Origin of the sequence: Rhizobium mayense (genome assembly GCF_030272705.1) — a bacterium.
GTDB classification, from domain to species: Bacteria; Pseudomonadota; Alphaproteobacteria; order Rhizobiales; family Rhizobiaceae; genus Rhizobium; species Rhizobium mayense.
In genome coordinates this window covers 79860-94279 of record NZ_JARFYM010000026.1, presented here as the reverse complement: position 1 = coordinate 94279, position 14420 = coordinate 79860, and the positions used below count along the sequence as shown (strand labels likewise).

The following is a 14420-nucleotide window of genomic DNA, read 5'->3' as shown; positions in this document are numbered from 1 at the left end:
CATCCTTGCTCCCAACGTTGGCTTTGACCAGTGCGTCGAGAGGCGAGACCGTCGCATCTCTAACTGGCCCAACTGTCGCATTACTAAATAGCCGCTACATACGAACATCAGATAAGATAGATTATGGAACTAACCGATCATTTTGGCAGTGTCGGTTCCGCCGCGTGTTAAGTGGAGCATCCCTTCGCCCGCGAGAAACATGCCGCTCAATCTGAACTCCACGTCGATGCCTCCAGTGACGAATGGCGATGTCAGTGTTGCCGCTTAGTGCGTAGAGGGTGAAAGAATGAAAGCGCCGGCGAATAATTCGCGGGCCGAAGTGTTCACTCCTCGAAGCGTAAAAGCTTTGGGAGAACACACCATGAAACATCTCGCAACGCCGATAATGCTTGGAGTATCCTTGCTCATAAGCTCCACCGGCTTGGCTTTGGCCGCCAATGTCCACGCGGTAACGCAGACGAGCGGTCAGCCCAACCAAACGATTGGCACGACTCAGACCGGAAGTGCCACGCCGGGCCACGCCGCCACTGCTCCGGGCTCAGCCTTCAACCCAGATGGTAACGCGGGAACACACTACGCGGGCAACGCGCCGCAGAACTCTAAGAATCCGAAGAGCGTATCTCAGTACGATGTGGCCGGCTTCCAGCAGTCCCATAATCATTAGTGACGGAATCGCGCCTGGCAGCCGCTTATGATTGATTCGTTGCGACCTCAAATTGGGGGCCGCAGCGGCAGGCTAGGCTGGGATGCCTCAGCTCGGCTTTACGCGGACGATCCCGGCTCCGATTTTCTCCGCCAAAATCTTGGGATCGCAGGCAAAGATACTATCCGGCCGTCCCGCTGCGCACCAGACCTGATCGTAGCTCAGCAGGCTTTCGTCGATGAAAACCGGCAGCTTCACGCGATGGCCGATCGGACCGACGCCGCCGATGGCAAAGCCGGTTTCGTCGCGGACGCGGTCGATGTCGGCGCGCTTGAGGCGCAGCCCGTAAGTCGTTGCGATATATGCCGTATCGGCATTATGGGCGCCGGAAACAAGAAGCAGCGTCAAGGCGTAGGTGTCCGCATTGACGAAAACCAGAGATTTGACGATCTGGCCGACGGCACAGCCGGCCGCATTGGCCGCTTCCTCAGCCGTGCGGGTCGATTGCTCCATGCGCTTGATAGCGATGTCGAGACCGAGATCGCGGGCCGCCTGTTCGACGCGTTCCAGGCTTGAAAGCTTCTTGCTGTCCTCACTCATAGATCATCATCCTCCACATCGAGCTCGATCCGCATCTGATCGTAGGCCGGTTCGACATTGTCGGGTGTTTCCGCAAGCACGGTCGCGTAATCGAGCGGTGTGTGCATATGCGTCAGGATCGCGTGCCTCGGCTGCAGCCGCTCGATCCAGGCAAGAGATTGCTCCAGCGAAAGATGGCTTGGATGCGGCCGGTATTGCAAGGCATCGATGATCAGGACATCGAGGTTTTGAACTCGCTCGACAGATTCTGCCGGGAAGTCACTGATATCGCTGCAATAAGCGAGCGTGCCGATGCGAAAGCCGAGAGAGTGTATATCGCCATGCTGCTGCTTGTGTGGCCAGAAGCTGATCCGACCGCCCTGCCCCTCGACCGTGAAACTCTTGTCTAGGCTCTCGATGATGATCGGCCGGACGATCGGCGGATAATTGCTGCCCGGCGGCGTTTCCAGACAATAGCGAAAGCCTTCGCGAATACGGTCCATGGTCGGCTGGTCGGCATAGATCGGAATGCGCTCATGCGAATTGTGGAAGAAACCGCGCAGATCGTCGATGCCGTGAATATGGTCGGCATGCGCGTGCGTGTAGAGCACGGCGTCGATCGAGCTGACGCCGGCGGTAATCATCTGCTCGCGAAAATCCGGGCCGGTGTCGACGACGACGGTGGTAATGCCGCCATCCGGCGCGATCTGCTCGATCAGGAAGGCCGAGCGCGTGCGCCGGTTTTTGGGGTTCTTGGGATCGCAGGCACCCCAATCGCCAGTAATGCGCGGCACGCCCGGTGACGACGAGCAGCCCAAGATGGTGAAGCGTCGCCGGTGAGTCACGCCGTCAGACCCTCGTCATCCGGGAGAAGCAGCGGAAGGCATTCTCGGTGGTGATCGCGGCGATCTCGTCCGTGCTGAGGCCGATCGTATCCGCCAGCACCTCGGCGGTATTGACGACGTAGGACGGCTCGTTGCGCTTGCCGCGCCAGCGCTTCGGCGCAAGATACGGCGCGTCGGTCTCCACCAGCAACCGGTCATGCGGGATCGTTTTGGCAATCTCGCGCAGCTCTTCGGATTTCGGGAAGGTCAGGATGCCCGAGAAGGAGACATAGCCCCCGAGCTCGACGCCGGTGCGGGCAAGGGCCGGGCCGGAGGAGAAGCAATGCAGGATGAAGGGAAAAGCCCCCTTCCCCGTCTCCTCGGTCAGGATCGCGGCCATGTCCTCGTCGGCGCTGCGGCTGTGGATGACCAGCGGCAGCTGTGTCTCGCGCGCAGCCGCGATATGGCGCAGGAAGCCGGTCTTCTGATCTTCCGGCTTCACTGTGTCGTAGAAATAATCCAGCCCCGCCTCGCCGATCGCGACGACCTTCTCGTGCTGCTTGGCCAGCCTCACGAGATCCTCAGTCAGGATATCCAATTCTTCGTCGGCATTGTTCGGATGCGTGCCAACCGAGCAGAAGACGGACGGATATCGCTCGGTGATCGCGAGCAGCCCGTCGAGCTTGCCCACGCGGGTCGAGATGGTGACCATCTGTTTGACGCCGACCTCATGGGCGCGCGCGACAATAGCGTCCCGTTCTTCCGCGAAGTCGGCAAAATCCAGGTGGCAATGCGTATCGATCAACATGGCAGCGGAGTCCCTTATTCGACTACCGGCGCCACATAGCGCGGGAAAACCGGCTTGGGTGCTTCCAAGGGCGTTCCGGGAACGAGCCGCCCGGCCTCGCCGAGTGCCGCGAAATCGCGCTTGTCGGCGGGAATAGCGATCAGATCCAGCAGCTTGGCCGAAGATTCCGGCATGAACGGCTGCAGGAGAATGCCGATCTGGCGGACGACATCGGCCGTGACATAGAGCACGGTTGCCATACGCGCCGGATCGGTCTTTTTCAGCGCCCAGGGCTCCTGGCTGGCGAAATAGCGGTCGCTTTCGGAGACGACGGCGATGATTGAGGCGAGCGCGCGGTGGATGAGCTGCTTGCCCATGTCCTCACGCGTCGACGCCAGCAGCGCATCGGCTTGCGCCAGCAGCGCCTTGTCCTCTTCGGTTAACTCTCCGCGTTCCGGGATCTTGCCGTCGCAATTCTTGACGATCATCGACAGCGAGCGACTGGCGAGGTTGCCGATGCCATTTGCAAGATCGGAGTTGATACGCGTGCCGATCGCCTCTTCGCTATAGCTTCCGTCCTGGCCGAAGGAGACTTCGCGCAGGAAGAAATAGCGCACCTGATCGAGGCCGAAATGGTTCACCAGATTGACCGGATCGACGACATTGCCGAGCGACTTCGACATCTTCTCGCCCTTGTTGAGCAGGAAGCCATGGGCATAGACGCGCTTCGGCAAGGGCAGCTTCGCCGACATCAGGAAGGCCGGCCAGTAGACGGCGTGGAAGCGGATAATGTCCTTGCCGATGATGTGCACATCGGCCGGCCAGTATTTTGCCCGCGGATTGTTGCGGTCTTCGATATAGCCGGTCGCCGTGATGTAGTTCGTCAGCGCATCGACCCAGACATACATGACATGCGCCGGATCGTTCGGCACCTTGATGCCCCAGTCGAACGTCGTGCGCGAGATCGACAGGTCCTTGAGGCCGGATTTGACGAAAGAGATCACCTCATTGCGGCGCTCGGCCGGACCGATGAAATCGGGGTTCTCCTCATAGTGCTTCAGCAAGCGATCCTGGTATTCCGAGAGCTTGAAGAAATAGCTTTCTTCCTGAACCCATTCGACAGGTGTGCCCTGAGGCCCGTAGCGGACGCCATCGGCGCGAAGCTCCGTTTCATTTTCCTGGTAATAAGCCTCGTCGCGCACCGAATACCAGCCGGCATAGGAATCCTTGTAGATGTCGCCGGCATCGGCCATCAGGTTCCAGATGTTCCGCGAGGTCTCGTGATGGCGGGCCTGCGTCGTGCGGATGAAATCATCGTTCGAGGCGTTGAGCAGCTTGCCCATCGCCTGGAACTCCCCCGAATTGCGATCGGCGAGCTGCTGCGCCGTCAGGCCTTCGGCACGCGCCGTCTGCTGCATCTTCTGGCCATGTTCGTCCGTACCCGTTAGGAAAAAGACGTCGCGCCCGTCCAGCCGCTCGAATCGCGCCATGGCGTCGGTGGCAATCAGCTCATAGGCATGGCCGATATGCGGCTTGCCGTTGGGATAGGCGATCGCGGTGGTGATGTAGAACGGGGTTTTATCGGTCATATCAGGCAATGGTCCGCTTTACGGTTTCGTCATTGTTATTCTTGCACCTGCTCGCTTTAGCGCATGTTTGCTGGGAGCGAAACACCAAGTTTCGCGCTCGCAGCATTCCACGCTCCGTGGCCGTCCTCGCTTGACTCGGTCCAACCTCGGCTTTACCCCTTCATGAAACCAAAGCGCAGGACAGAGGCCGCCGTGAGTACCACTTCCAATTTTACTAACCTGTCCAACGGCTTAAAGGGTCCGTGGTTTTGAGTTTTCCGGCCTCGTTTCAACCCCTTTACTCCTTTTCCGGTTTCTTCGTCGGCATGCTGGTGGGCATCACCGGCGTTGGCGGCGGTTCGTTGATGACGCCCCTGCTGGTCTTGCTGTTCGGCGTTCATCCGGCCACTGCCGTAGGCACCGATCTCCTCTATGCGGCGATCACCAAGACGGCCGGCACTGCGGTGCACGGCATGCACGGGCGGGTAAACTGGAAAGTGGTGGGCCTGCTTGCCTCGGGCAGCGTACCGTCCGCGCTCCTCATGTTGTGGATCATGGCCGGCGTCAATCGTGAGAGCCCGGCCGTCGCCCAGACGATCACTCTGACCCTTGGCTGCCTTCTATTTCTGACGTCGCTGATGTTGATTTTTCGCGGCCAGATTTTGGAAGCCATTCGGAAATGGCGAGGCGAGCGCGGGACGCTGACGCCCCGCACTATCTCGCTATTGACGTTCATCCTCGGCCTGACGCTCGGTACGCTCGTCACCCTGACGTCCGTTGGCGCCGGCGCACTTGGCGTCACCGTGCTGCTCGTGCTTTATCCGCGTCTCGACGTGCGGGAGATCGTCGGTTCGGATATCGTCCATGCCGTGCCGCTGACATTGATCGGCGGCATGGGCTACTGGTTCATCGGCGAGATCAATTGGTCGATGCTGTTTGCACTGCTGCTGGGCTCGATTCCCGGCATCGTCGCGGGTAGCCTGCTGGCGCCGCGCCTGCACGAGCGGCTGATCCGGCTCGTCCTGGCTGCCACTCTGATGATCGTCGCCTGGAAATTGCTCTTTCCCTAAATGGAAAGCTGCTGTTTGAGATCGCCGAGAATCGTGATGATCGTCTGCTTGCGGTCGAGGTTGTAAGCCTGCGATATGTTGAGCCGCTCGGTAACATCAGCATGGAGGCGGGCGAGTCTTTCGGCCACGGTGAGCTGCCCTTCCAGCGCGGCCGTCCTCGCCCGGGCCATGATATCGTCGCCGATATGGGACACAAAGAAGCCGAAGATTGTATCGCTTTCCTTGGCCGACAGCGCGTCGGCAAGCCGATGCATTGCCCGGCGCGCGGCAGGCCCTTCCGCCGCGATGACTTGCTCATAGGCCGCAACGATTTCGCCACCGCCGTAGTTCAGCAGTTTCAGAGCCTCACTGACGCTGCCCTTGGCGGCCGCCAGCAACTCCGCGCCCTGCCCCGGCGACAGACTGATGCCGAGATGCGCAAGCGCCTTCCCTAAGGCATCGTCGCTCAGCGGCGCCAATTTCAGCGGCAGGCAGCGCGATCGGATGGTTGGCAACAGCTTGCCCGGCGCGTGCGATAACACGAGGAACAGCGCCCGCTTCGGCGGCTCCTCGAGGATCTTCAATATGGCATTGGCGGCGCTGCGATTGAGATCGTCGGCAGGATCGATGATGACGATACGCCAGTTACCGGTGCCGGAGGTCTGCGAGAAGAATTTGCCCGCTCGGCGTACCTCGTCGACGGTAATCGCTGACTTCACCTTACCGGTCTTGTCATCGACGGGACGGGCAAGATGCAGCAGATTGTGCGACGCACCACCGGAAATTTGCCGGCTGATAGCGGACACGGGATCCGGATCGCCGATCGTCGCAGGCGCGGTAGCAGGATCGGGATGAGACAGAACATGATTGGCGAAGCGGAAGGCGAGCGTCGCCTTGCCGATACCTTCCGGCCCCTCGATCAGGACGGCATGGTGGCCTTTGCCGGACCGATAGGATTGCGCCAGGAAGGCTTCCGCCTCCTCGTGGCCGAAAAGACGGGTGTTATCCTGAGGCGCAATCGCACCATCCAGAACGCCAGGCCGCTCGTCGCTCATTGCGCCACTTCCGGGCTGGAGGCCGGCATATCGTCCGCCAATGTCAGCCGCTCTTCGACGATGCCGGCAATTTCATCGGCAATGGCGTCTTCCGGGCGTTGCGCGTCGATCACGTGGCAGCGGTCGGGCTCGCGCGCGGCGATGTCCAGAAAGGCCTCCCGGCGCTTCTCATGGGTCTGCATTTCTTCTTTTTCGAAACGATCCGGTGCTGCCGTTGCCGAAGCGCGCCTGCGCGCGCGCTCGAGGCCGATCTCGGCGGGAATATCAAGGATCAGCGTGCAATCCGGCACGACGCCATTGACGGCAACGCGCTGCAGAGCCTCGATGAAATCGGGTTCGAGATTGCCGGTCACGCCCTGATAGACGCGCGAGGAATCCATGAAGCGGTCGCAAAGCACGATCGTGCCGCGCGCAAGTGCCGGGCGAATGACCTCTTCGACATGATCGTTGCGCGCCGCAGCAAACAGGATCGCTTCCATCCGTGTGCCGAACATCTCGGCGGCGCCGGAGAGCAGCACGTGCCGCACAGCTTCTGCCCCCGGCGAGCCACCGGGTTCGCGCGTTACCAGGACATCATAGCCAAGTCCGCGCAACCGTTCTGCCAGGCGGCGAATCTGGGTCGATTTGCCGGCCCCTTCCCCGCCCTCGAAGCTCACGAACAATCCGGTTGCATCAGCCAATGATCATATCCTGCCCTTGTTTTGCGCTTTTGTGCCGTAGCGTGACGTGTGCCCTGTTTAACCCAAGATGGATGTTGGCGAAACCACGCAAGTATCCGCCCCTTACATTCTATATAGGCCGTAAACAGGGATTTCACGAGGCAGGAAACAATCAAGTCGGCGTCGGCGTGTCCCAGAGCCAGGAGAAAAGCAGAGATTCCGTCAGCTCCAGAAAGGCATCGAAAGCGCGACTGCCAAGCGTCCCCTGGGCGACAGCTTCCTTGGTATAGAGCGGCAATTCGCGCAGCAATCGCGCGCCGGAAAAGACGCGAAGCGTTCCCGCTTCGTAGCCGGCCGCCACGGGTGCCGTCAGCGGCCAGCGATAGACGATGCGGGCCGACAGGCGATCGGGATTGTTGAGCGGCACATAGACATCGACCGGTATCTTGGCGAGCACGCCGACGGTGGATTGCGCCCCGCCATAGACGCTGACATCGCCGATCACTTCGCCATCGGCAAAGATGCGCTGGCTCTTGAAGTTGCTGAGGCCCCATTCCAGCACGCGGCGGGTTTCCTCCGTGCGTTCCTTGTCCGATTTCAAGCCGCCGAGTGCCAGGAACAGCCGCCGGCCGTCGCGCTGGATGGAGGCGACGATCGAATAGCCTTCGCCCTCGGCAAAGCCGGTACCGAGGCCATCGACGCCGATGTTTAGCAAGAGCATCGGATTGCGGTTGCGCTGGAAGATCTTGTTCCAGGTGAAATCCGCCTGGCCGAGATATTTGTAGAGATCGGCATGCTTCTCCTGCAGGTCCGCCGCCAGCGTCACCAGTTCGCGCACGGAAATCTTGCTGCCGCCGTTCGGATCGTCAGGGTCCGGAAGCCCTGTGGAGTTGGTGAAAACCGCTCTGGGCATACCGATCTCACGCGCATGCGCCGTCATTCGCCGGGCGAATTCCGTTTCATTGACGGACATGCCTTCGGCCAGGATCATGCAGCCGTCATTGGCCTGCTGCACGGCAACGCCCTGTATCAGGTCGCCGACGCGCACGCGCGACTTCAGTGCAGCGAACATGGTCGACGTGCGCGACGGTGCACCGCCTTTGCGCCAAGCATTTTCGGAAACGGGATATTCGGTGTCGAGCGAAATCTCCCCTCGCTCGACGGCATCGAAGACGACGTCCAGCGTCATCAGCTTGGCGAGGGACGCCGGAGAAATCGGTTGATTCTCATCCTTGGCAAGCAGGATCGTGCCGGTGGAGGCTTCAATCATGAAGGCCTGCGTAGCCTTGGTGTCGAAAGCGGGCGGCGGTGCCTGTTGCGCCATGGCTGGCAGGCATTCAACCCCGATAAGGAAGGAAAACGCGAGAAAAAGGCCTCTTAACATGCCGGCTCCGCAATCCCATCGACCCCCAAAATCATTTTAGTCAGAGGTGAAGATTCAGGCAATGACGCCGTTCAATCGACTTGGGTCTGACCCTGATGCTGACGGTGATAGGCAGACAAGATCGACTCCTGCGTCAGCCCGTCATTGCGCACCATGACCGCATCGAAAGCCAGATCGACATAGACCGTCTTGACCGGCGCTTCCTGATAGGCTGCGACCGTAGAGGCAAGCGACGGCGCATCGAGGCTCGCCATCCCAGGTGCGAAATCCGGACGCTCATAAGGGATTGGACCGATCTGGGGCAACACGACCAGCGTCGGCTCGACGGGGTCGACCGATGGCATGGCGCCGCCGTTCCAGGTCATCGGCGGCGGATTGTTGCGCTTGGTGCCATTATAGGACGCTGTCGGCGTCGAACCGGCAAAGGCGGTGGCCGAATAAGGCGACGGCTTCGGGATCGGCGCGAACGCAGGCGCTGTGTTGAAACTGCGCTGCTGACGGCTCGGCCGGCCGATATTATCCGAATCAGGCAGTTGATCCGCCGTAATGCCGCCATTCGAAGCGACCATCACGCCGGTTGCGATCTGGCCGCCAGGATTGATGCTCGGCAGCCGCGAGCCCTTCGGTATGTAGGAGGCCATCAGATAGGGATCGTCGTGGCCGTCCATGCGGGCACGGCCGACATACTGCACGCGTACGTCGCCGGTGCCGCTGTTCTGAAGGTCGAGCATCTGCGCCGTCTTGTTGGACAGGTCGATGATGCGGCCGGGGTGGTACGGTCCGCGGTCGTTGACGCGCACGATGATGGAAGAACCGTTTTCGACATTGGTAACGCGCGCATAGCTCGGCAGCGGGAAGGTCGGGTGCGCGGCGGTCAGTGCCTGCTGGTCATAGACTTCGCCGTTTGCGGTCAGGCGTCCGTGAAAGGCCGAGCCGTACCAGGAGGCGATACCAACCTTGTTATAGGAATAATCTTCCTTGGGATAATACCACTTGCCCTTGACCTCATAGGGATTGCCGACCATGAATCGGCCGCCGCCCTTCGGGATCGGTCCGTTGAAGGCAACCCGCGGGCTCGCCTTAACGCCGTATTCCTTTTCGGAGAAATATTCCTTGCCGTGCTGACGCTTCGTGGCAACCTGCTGCGAGGTTCCGCAGGCGGTAACAGTGGCGCACATCAGAGAGAGAGCAAACCAACGCATACCCGTTGCGTATGTCACCGCACGATTATCGAATTTCATCTGTCCCACGCCGTTAATCAAATTACTTTGGCAGAGGCATGCACCGGCATATCCCTCACCCGGTACTCTGCTACGCTTCAATCACCTAACGGTACTTTAATCATGATTGCATGTTGTCGAATTTGCGATTGGATTTGAGCTGAAACGGATATTTCTGAAGATTATGGTTAATGAATGTTTAAAATGGGGCTACTTCCGTGATCGAGTGGTACTCGTTACGTTGCCGTGCCGACCGGCAGGCGTGCCTGCCATTAGTGGGGCATGGCGCCGACAATATGCTGCAGCTTATCGGGGTTGCGCGTGCAGTAGATGGCGACAACCTTTTCCCGCTCGATGTACAGCGCGGTCGTTTGCACGACGTCGCCGCCCTCTATCGTTACGAAACCTGGTAAGCCATCGATGACGGCATAATGAACCAGTCGCGAGGGTTGCGCGCTGAAAACGCGCGCCAGCTTCTCATGAAGCAGCATGACGGCAGCGAGCCCAATGTGTGGCCGCAGCGATGTCGCTACCTTGCCGCCACCGTCGGCATAGACAACGACATCCTCGGTAAGAAAGGCGCGCAGAGCGTCCATGTCTCCCGTTCTCGACGCCGTGAAGAAGGCGGTGGCGAGCTTGAGCCCCTGCTCCTTGCCAACAGCAAAACGTGGCCGGGCCGCGGCGACATGCGCCCTCGCCCGGCTTGCGAGCTTGCGGCATGCGGCAGCTTCGCGGCCGATCGTCGAGGAGACGTCATCGAAATCCATGCCGAACACGTCATGCAGCAGAAAGGCGGCGCGTTCGAGGGGCGAGAGACGCTCCAGCGCCAGCATCAGGGGCAAGGTGATATCATCGGTCGCATCGCCATCCTCCGGGTCGAAGATCGGCTCCGGCAACCAGGAGCCCACATAGGATTCTCGACGCCGGCGCGCCGATTTCAGCTCGTTCAGACAAAGTCTGGTGACGATGGTGCGAAGGAATGCCGCGGGCTCGCGGACGGAGGTATGATCGGTCCCAAGCCAGCGCAGCCATGCATTCTGCACGATATCCTCTGCATCCGCCACGGATCCAAGCATCCTATAGGCAAGCCGGACCAGGCGCGGACGCAGTTCAGAGAAGTTCGCATCAGAGAGCGTTTCAGTCATGGGTGACAAGAGCGCGTTGGAGGGGCGCGGCTTGGCGGCCGCGAACGAACTGCAGCGTCGTCAGCGCCACACGCCGCCCGAGATAGCGCGCGGTCGCAAGGTCTGACGCGGGCGGCGCAGTCTCCGGGCCCTCATCCGTGTTCGCCTGGGCGCCGGCACCAAGCCAGAAGCCGAGGCGGTTCATGTCCTCTTCTGAACCGGTCGAAGAGCAGTTCGCTGGCGGAAGATCGAGGCCGACCCAATGCATTCCGTGCTGTGCGGCAAAGACCACCATCTGCATCAGCGTCGAGAGCTTGTCACCGGACCGTGACCCCGATGTGGTGAAGCCAGCAGCAATCTTGTCCTTCCACAGATAGCCCTTGGCGAGCACGGTCTTCGATGTTGCCTCCTGGAACGCTTTGAATGGCGCCGAGACCGCGCCCATATAGGTCGGCGACCCAAAGACGATTGCCTTCGCAGCATTGAGATCATCCCAGTGGCCATCCACCTTGTCCACCGTCAGCAGAATGGCCTCCACTCCGTCGACCTCCTCAACCCCCGCCTTCACGGCTTCGGCCTGACGGCCCGTATGCCCGTATCCACTATGATAGACGATTGCGATGCTCTGCCGGATCATTGTCATCTCCTTCGAAAATGGCGTTGCGAAGGAGATGACAAGGTATGGGGTTCGATTGTGACATGCCCTGGCGATTTTTTTGACTTCGACAGCTGTCTCCGCTTCCCAATGTCAGCAAGGCGCAAGATTAGATTAGGCTTCTGGCGGAAGAGCGGTATATGCGCGAGCCTAGTCCATGGGTGTATTGGGGTAGCGGAGCGGCATGAGTGTTACCTTTCAAATTAAATGTGGCCGCCGCTTGCTTGATCAATGTGCATGAGATCTGCAGATTCTTCTGAAATACCATGCCATCGGCCAATAAGGGCGCTCCGCGAGGGTCGAGTCAACTTCGCAAGCAAGCCTCAAATCAGTCGCCAATATTCAGCCTCGCTTCATGGAAGTGTGTGACATCCCTCGTGATGAGAATCTCAAGGGGGGATAAATTTATGAAAGATCAGCGCACTTCCTCTGACATGGGGCCGAAAACATCTGCCGCTATCGCGGTGCCCAAAGGATGGCGTCTGATGCCCGAAGAGCCCTCACAGGAGTGGTTCGAGCGCTGTTTCCCGCCGGCAGGCTATATCCGAAATGATCCGACGGCTATGCGCGCCTATGAGGGGACGATCCATCTACGGATGGATGAATATCGGCTGCTTGTAAGGATGTTGCCCACTTACGACGGTTCAGTAGATTGACATCAAATCCCGCGACCACCTTGGGCGGCCTTTCGCTGTCGCTTCCAGAATCCCCGTTTTATCTTTTTGAGTTCACCGCCAGGACCCCACACAAGCATAAGTCGGCTGCGACGCGAGAATGCGTCGTACTCGTCGCCATTGTTCGCACCATTCACGCCCATCACGGAATGTCCCCCCTCGCTGAATTGAGCTATCCTCTGTAGAGCAAGTCTTGATCAGGTCTGCGCTTTCAGCGCGGAACCGATACCGTACTGCAGCGCGTTTCTGTCGTCGCGCGCGAAACCGTTCTTGCCGTTGTCGTCGCCGACACGAACGCATTCTGAAGGCAGCTTAGACGTTGTGTAGGAAGTAAATTGCGGTGAGAATTGCCACCGATACTTGCCAAGCAATATCAGACATTCAATCCTGCCGGATTTCACCAACCGGCACGATTTTTTATGACCGATGAGCCTGAAGAGCCAAAACTCGCCGTGGTCTCCGAACGATCGCAGAAGGAAATAGATACGGCATATACCCAGGAGCAATTTAACCAGGCCGTCATTAAACTAGCCACCAACGTCATCAGGATCGTCCGTGGCGCGGAGAAACCCCATCAATTGATCACAACACACTGCGCCGAGGTCGTAAGGCCTTTGATGACATCTCCGGACACTTCCCGTCAGACTACTCGATCAGCGTCACGCTAGGCCCACCCTCGGACCCTATTGATTATAATGATGAATATTGGTTCTCCCGCCAGATTGCCTATCGAAACATGATTAAAGGAGCACTCCAGGTCGCCGCTTCAAGACTTATCGGCCAACGCCTTCAAGAGAGAAGCGGCGAAAATGAAATGGAGAAGGCATTCCAGACGATGATTCGAGCCAGCGAAGATCAGAAGGAAGCGAACGGACTATAGAAAAGCAAATAAGTTCAATTATTTCAAAGATATATGGCGGAAGAGGTGGGATTCGAACCCACGGTACGGTTTCCCGCACGCCGGTTTTCAAGACCGGTTCCTTAAACCACTCGGACACTCTTCCTGTTGCTGAAGCGCCTTGCCTCAGAAAATGTGGTCGGCTGGCTTTACAGCTATTCGGGTCGGAGCGTCAACCGGCCTGATCGAACTCCGTGCCGATCGAATTGGCACAGCCAGGTAGTGGCGACTATGCCCTCGGCTCGCCGCCGGGTGCATAGTGAGATTTCTGCTTAAACGGGAAGACGCTGCCGCAGCGGCAGCGGATCATGTATTTCGCCGGATCGTTCGATTTGCGCTCGTCGAAAAAGCCCACCGGCATTTCGTCCACGAGAAAGCCAGGGTTCTGACGGCGGGGATTGTCATCCTCCGAAACCTCGGCAAAACCGCTATTGCCACAACGAGAGCATTCGAGCTTTCTTGAATATCGATCCCGCGCAGCCATTTTCTTCCCGTCCGAGTCTTAGATGGTCCCTTCCCTATCAGAGAACAATTCGTTTCTGAACCCGCTTAAAGGAATGATAGGAAATCGAGAGGGTGAAATCCCAGGCCACTCACGTGAACGATTCGGCATCGAATATCCAAAAGGACACAGCCCTCGCCTATGACGCCCAACGACCAGCCCTTATCAATCGGCTCGCCGCCCCTTATCGGCCCTGCCCTTAGCGCCTTCTTCTCCCGCGACGCGGTTATCGTTGCGTCTGATCTCATCGGCTCACGCCTCACGGTCTCAGGCGCCGGTGGTCGGATTGTAGAGACGGAGGCCTATCGGCCGGACGATGAGGCATCCCACAGCTTTCGCGGACCGACAGCGCGCAACGCGGCGATGTTCGGGCCTGCGGGGCGCGTCTATATCTACCGGTCCTACGGCATTCACTGGTGCCTGAATTTCGTCTGCAAGGGCGCCAGCGCCGTGCTCATCCGGGCGTTGGAGCCGGAGAGCGGCATCGAGGACATGATCCGGCGCCGCGGCGTTGCCGACTTCGTCGATCTCTGCAATGGGCCGGGAAAGCTGACACAGGCTTTGGGCGTGGATATCAGCCTGAACGGGCTGGCGCTGGATGCGGCACCCTTCGAGATTGCCCCGGCCGAGCCGGTGCCGGTGGTCGCCGGCAAGCGGATCGGGATCACGAAGAACGTCGAGCCGCTATGGCGCTTTGGCGCGGCTGGCTCGCGTTTTGTCAGCCGCAGGTTTCCCTAGAGCGTTACGCAATTCCGGACGCAAAACCGCTGCGCACTTTTCCTTGGAATTGCTCCAAAAA

The 14420-nt window shown here is 59.3% G+C and carries 14 protein-coding genes and 1 tRNA gene; 4 read left to right on the top strand and 11 right to left on the bottom strand.

Going from position 1 to position 14420, the window contains the following annotated elements:
* The first annotated feature begins 361 nt into the window (after positions 1-361).
* Positions 362-664, top strand: a complete 303-nt coding sequence (locus tag PY649_RS25155) for an adenylate cyclase (protein WP_285871561.1) — start codon at positions 362-364, stop codon at positions 662-664.
* 87 nt (positions 665-751) lie between these two features.
* On the opposite strand, the gene PY649_RS25150 is transcribed toward PY649_RS25155, so the two are convergent.
* The 4 genes from PY649_RS25150 to metG are packed head-to-tail and all read right to left on the bottom strand — an operon-like array spanning position 752 to position 4422.
* Complete coding sequence (locus tag PY649_RS25150; RefSeq protein ID WP_285871559.1) at positions 752-1243, bottom strand: YbaK/EbsC family protein; 492 nt, start codon at positions 1241-1243, stop codon at positions 752-754.
* Complete coding sequence (locus tag PY649_RS25145; protein WP_285871557.1) at positions 1240-2067, bottom strand: MBL fold metallo-hydrolase; 828 nt, start codon at positions 2065-2067, stop codon at positions 1240-1242. Before PY649_RS25145 ends, PY649_RS25150 begins: the two co-directional genes overlap by 4 nt.
* Before the next feature lie 4 nt (positions 2068-2071).
* Positions 2072-2854, bottom strand: coding sequence for a TatD family hydrolase (locus tag PY649_RS25140; protein ID WP_285871556.1), 783 nt, complete (start codon positions 2852-2854; stop codon positions 2072-2074).
* A gap of 14 nt (positions 2855-2868) precedes the next feature.
* Positions 2869-4422: a methionine--tRNA ligase gene (gene metG / locus PY649_RS25135; protein ID WP_285871554.1), complete on the bottom strand. Its 1554-nt coding sequence runs from the start codon at positions 4420-4422 to the stop codon at positions 2869-2871.
* Positions 4423-4727: 305 nt separating this feature from the next.
* Here metG and PY649_RS25130 point away from each other — a divergent pair, with 305 nt between their 5' ends.
* Complete coding sequence (locus PY649_RS25130; RefSeq protein ID WP_432761404.1) at positions 4728-5471, top strand: sulfite exporter TauE/SafE family protein; 744 nt, start codon at positions 4728-4730, stop codon at positions 5469-5471.
* Here PY649_RS25130 and PY649_RS25125 read toward each other — a convergent pair.
* The 6 genes from PY649_RS25125 to PY649_RS25100 form a co-directional block, all read right to left on the bottom strand.
* Complete coding sequence (locus tag PY649_RS25125; RefSeq protein ID WP_285871550.1) at positions 5468-6505, bottom strand: DNA polymerase III subunit delta'; 1038 nt, start codon at positions 6503-6505, stop codon at positions 5468-5470. The two genes, PY649_RS25130 and PY649_RS25125, sit on opposite strands and share 4 nt — an antisense overlap.
* Entirely contained in the window at positions 6502-7185 is a 684-nt protein-coding gene (gene tmk / locus PY649_RS25120) for a dTMP kinase (protein ID WP_285871548.1), read from the bottom strand. The genes PY649_RS25125 and tmk overlap by 4 nt, the downstream gene beginning before the upstream one ends.
* A gap of 151 nt (positions 7186-7336) precedes the next feature.
* Positions 7337-8548: a D-alanyl-D-alanine carboxypeptidase family protein gene (locus PY649_RS25115; protein ID WP_432761402.1), complete on the bottom strand. Its 1212-nt coding sequence runs from the start codon at positions 8546-8548 to the stop codon at positions 7337-7339.
* A 71-nt stretch (positions 8549-8619) separates the two neighbouring features.
* The gene (locus tag PY649_RS25110; RefSeq protein ID WP_285871546.1) at positions 8620-9789 is read right to left on the bottom strand and encodes a septal ring lytic transglycosylase RlpA family protein; all 1170 of its coding nucleotides are present in this window, start codon (positions 9787-9789) and stop codon (positions 8620-8622) included.
* 251 nt (positions 9790-10040) lie between these two features.
* The gene (locus tag PY649_RS25105; RefSeq protein ID WP_285871544.1) at positions 10041-10913 is read right to left on the bottom strand and encodes a sigma-70 family RNA polymerase sigma factor; all 873 of its coding nucleotides are present in this window, start codon (positions 10911-10913) and stop codon (positions 10041-10043) included.
* Entirely contained in the window at positions 10906-11529 is a 624-nt protein-coding gene (locus tag PY649_RS25100) for a flavodoxin family protein (RefSeq protein ID WP_285871543.1), read from the bottom strand. The genes PY649_RS25105 and PY649_RS25100 overlap by 8 nt, the downstream gene beginning before the upstream one ends.
* A gap of 425 nt (positions 11530-11954) precedes the next feature.
* Here PY649_RS25100 and PY649_RS25095 point away from each other — a divergent pair, with 425 nt between their 5' ends.
* Positions 11955-12203 (top strand): hypothetical protein, encoded by a 249-nt coding sequence (locus PY649_RS25095; protein WP_285871541.1) that lies wholly within the window; start codon positions 11955-11957, stop codon positions 12201-12203.
* A gap of 932 nt (positions 12204-13135) precedes the next feature.
* Here the strand turns inward: PY649_RS25095 and PY649_RS25090 are convergent.
* A tRNA-Ser gene (locus PY649_RS25090) sits at positions 13136-13225 on the bottom strand.
* 537 nt (positions 13226-13762) lie between these two features.
* Here PY649_RS25090 and PY649_RS25080 point away from each other — a divergent pair.
* Complete coding sequence (locus PY649_RS25080) at positions 13763-14359, top strand: DNA-3-methyladenine glycosylase (RefSeq protein ID WP_285871539.1); 597 nt, start codon at positions 13763-13765, stop codon at positions 14357-14359.
* The last annotated feature ends 61 nt before the right edge of the window (positions 14360-14420 follow it).

Bases quoted from the DNA above. Each gene is read 5' to 3' on its own strand.
- PY649_RS25155 (WP_285871561.1), top strand. From the start codon at position 362: ATGAAACATCTCGCAACGCCGATAATGCTTGGAGTATCCTTGCTCATA.
- PY649_RS25150 (WP_285871559.1), bottom strand. From the start codon at position 1,243: ATGAGTGAGGACAGCAAGAAGCTTTCAAGCCTGGAACGCGTCGAACAG.
- PY649_RS25140 (WP_285871556.1), bottom strand. From the start codon at position 2,854: ATGTTGATCGATACGCATTGCCACCTGGATTTTGCCGACTTCGCGGAA.
- metG (WP_285871554.1), bottom strand. From the start codon at position 4,422: ATGACCGATAAAACCCCGTTCTACATCACCACCGCGATCGCCTATCCC.
- PY649_RS25130 (WP_432761404.1), top strand. From the start codon at position 4,728: ATGCTGGTGGGCATCACCGGCGTTGGCGGCGGTTCGTTGATGACGCCC.
- PY649_RS25125 (WP_285871550.1), bottom strand. From the start codon at position 6,505: ATGAGCGACGAGCGGCCTGGCGTTCTGGATGGTGCGATTGCGCCTCAG.
- PY649_RS25115 (WP_432761402.1), bottom strand. From the start codon at position 8,548: ATGTTAAGAGGCCTTTTTCTCGCGTTTTCCTTCCTTATCGGGGTTGAA.
- PY649_RS25110 (WP_285871546.1), bottom strand. From the start codon at position 9,789: ATGAAATTCGATAATCGTGCGGTGACATACGCAACGGGTATGCGTTGG.
- PY649_RS25105 (WP_285871544.1), bottom strand. From the start codon at position 10,913: ATGACTGAAACGCTCTCTGATGCGAACTTCTCTGAACTGCGTCCGCGC.
- PY649_RS25100 (WP_285871543.1), bottom strand. From the start codon at position 11,529: ATGATCCGGCAGAGCATCGCAATCGTCTATCATAGTGGATACGGGCAT.
- PY649_RS25095 (WP_285871541.1), top strand. From the start codon at position 11,955: ATGAAAGATCAGCGCACTTCCTCTGACATGGGGCCGAAAACATCTGCC.
- PY649_RS25080 (WP_285871539.1), top strand. From the start codon at position 13,763: ATGACGCCCAACGACCAGCCCTTATCAATCGGCTCGCCGCCCCTTATC.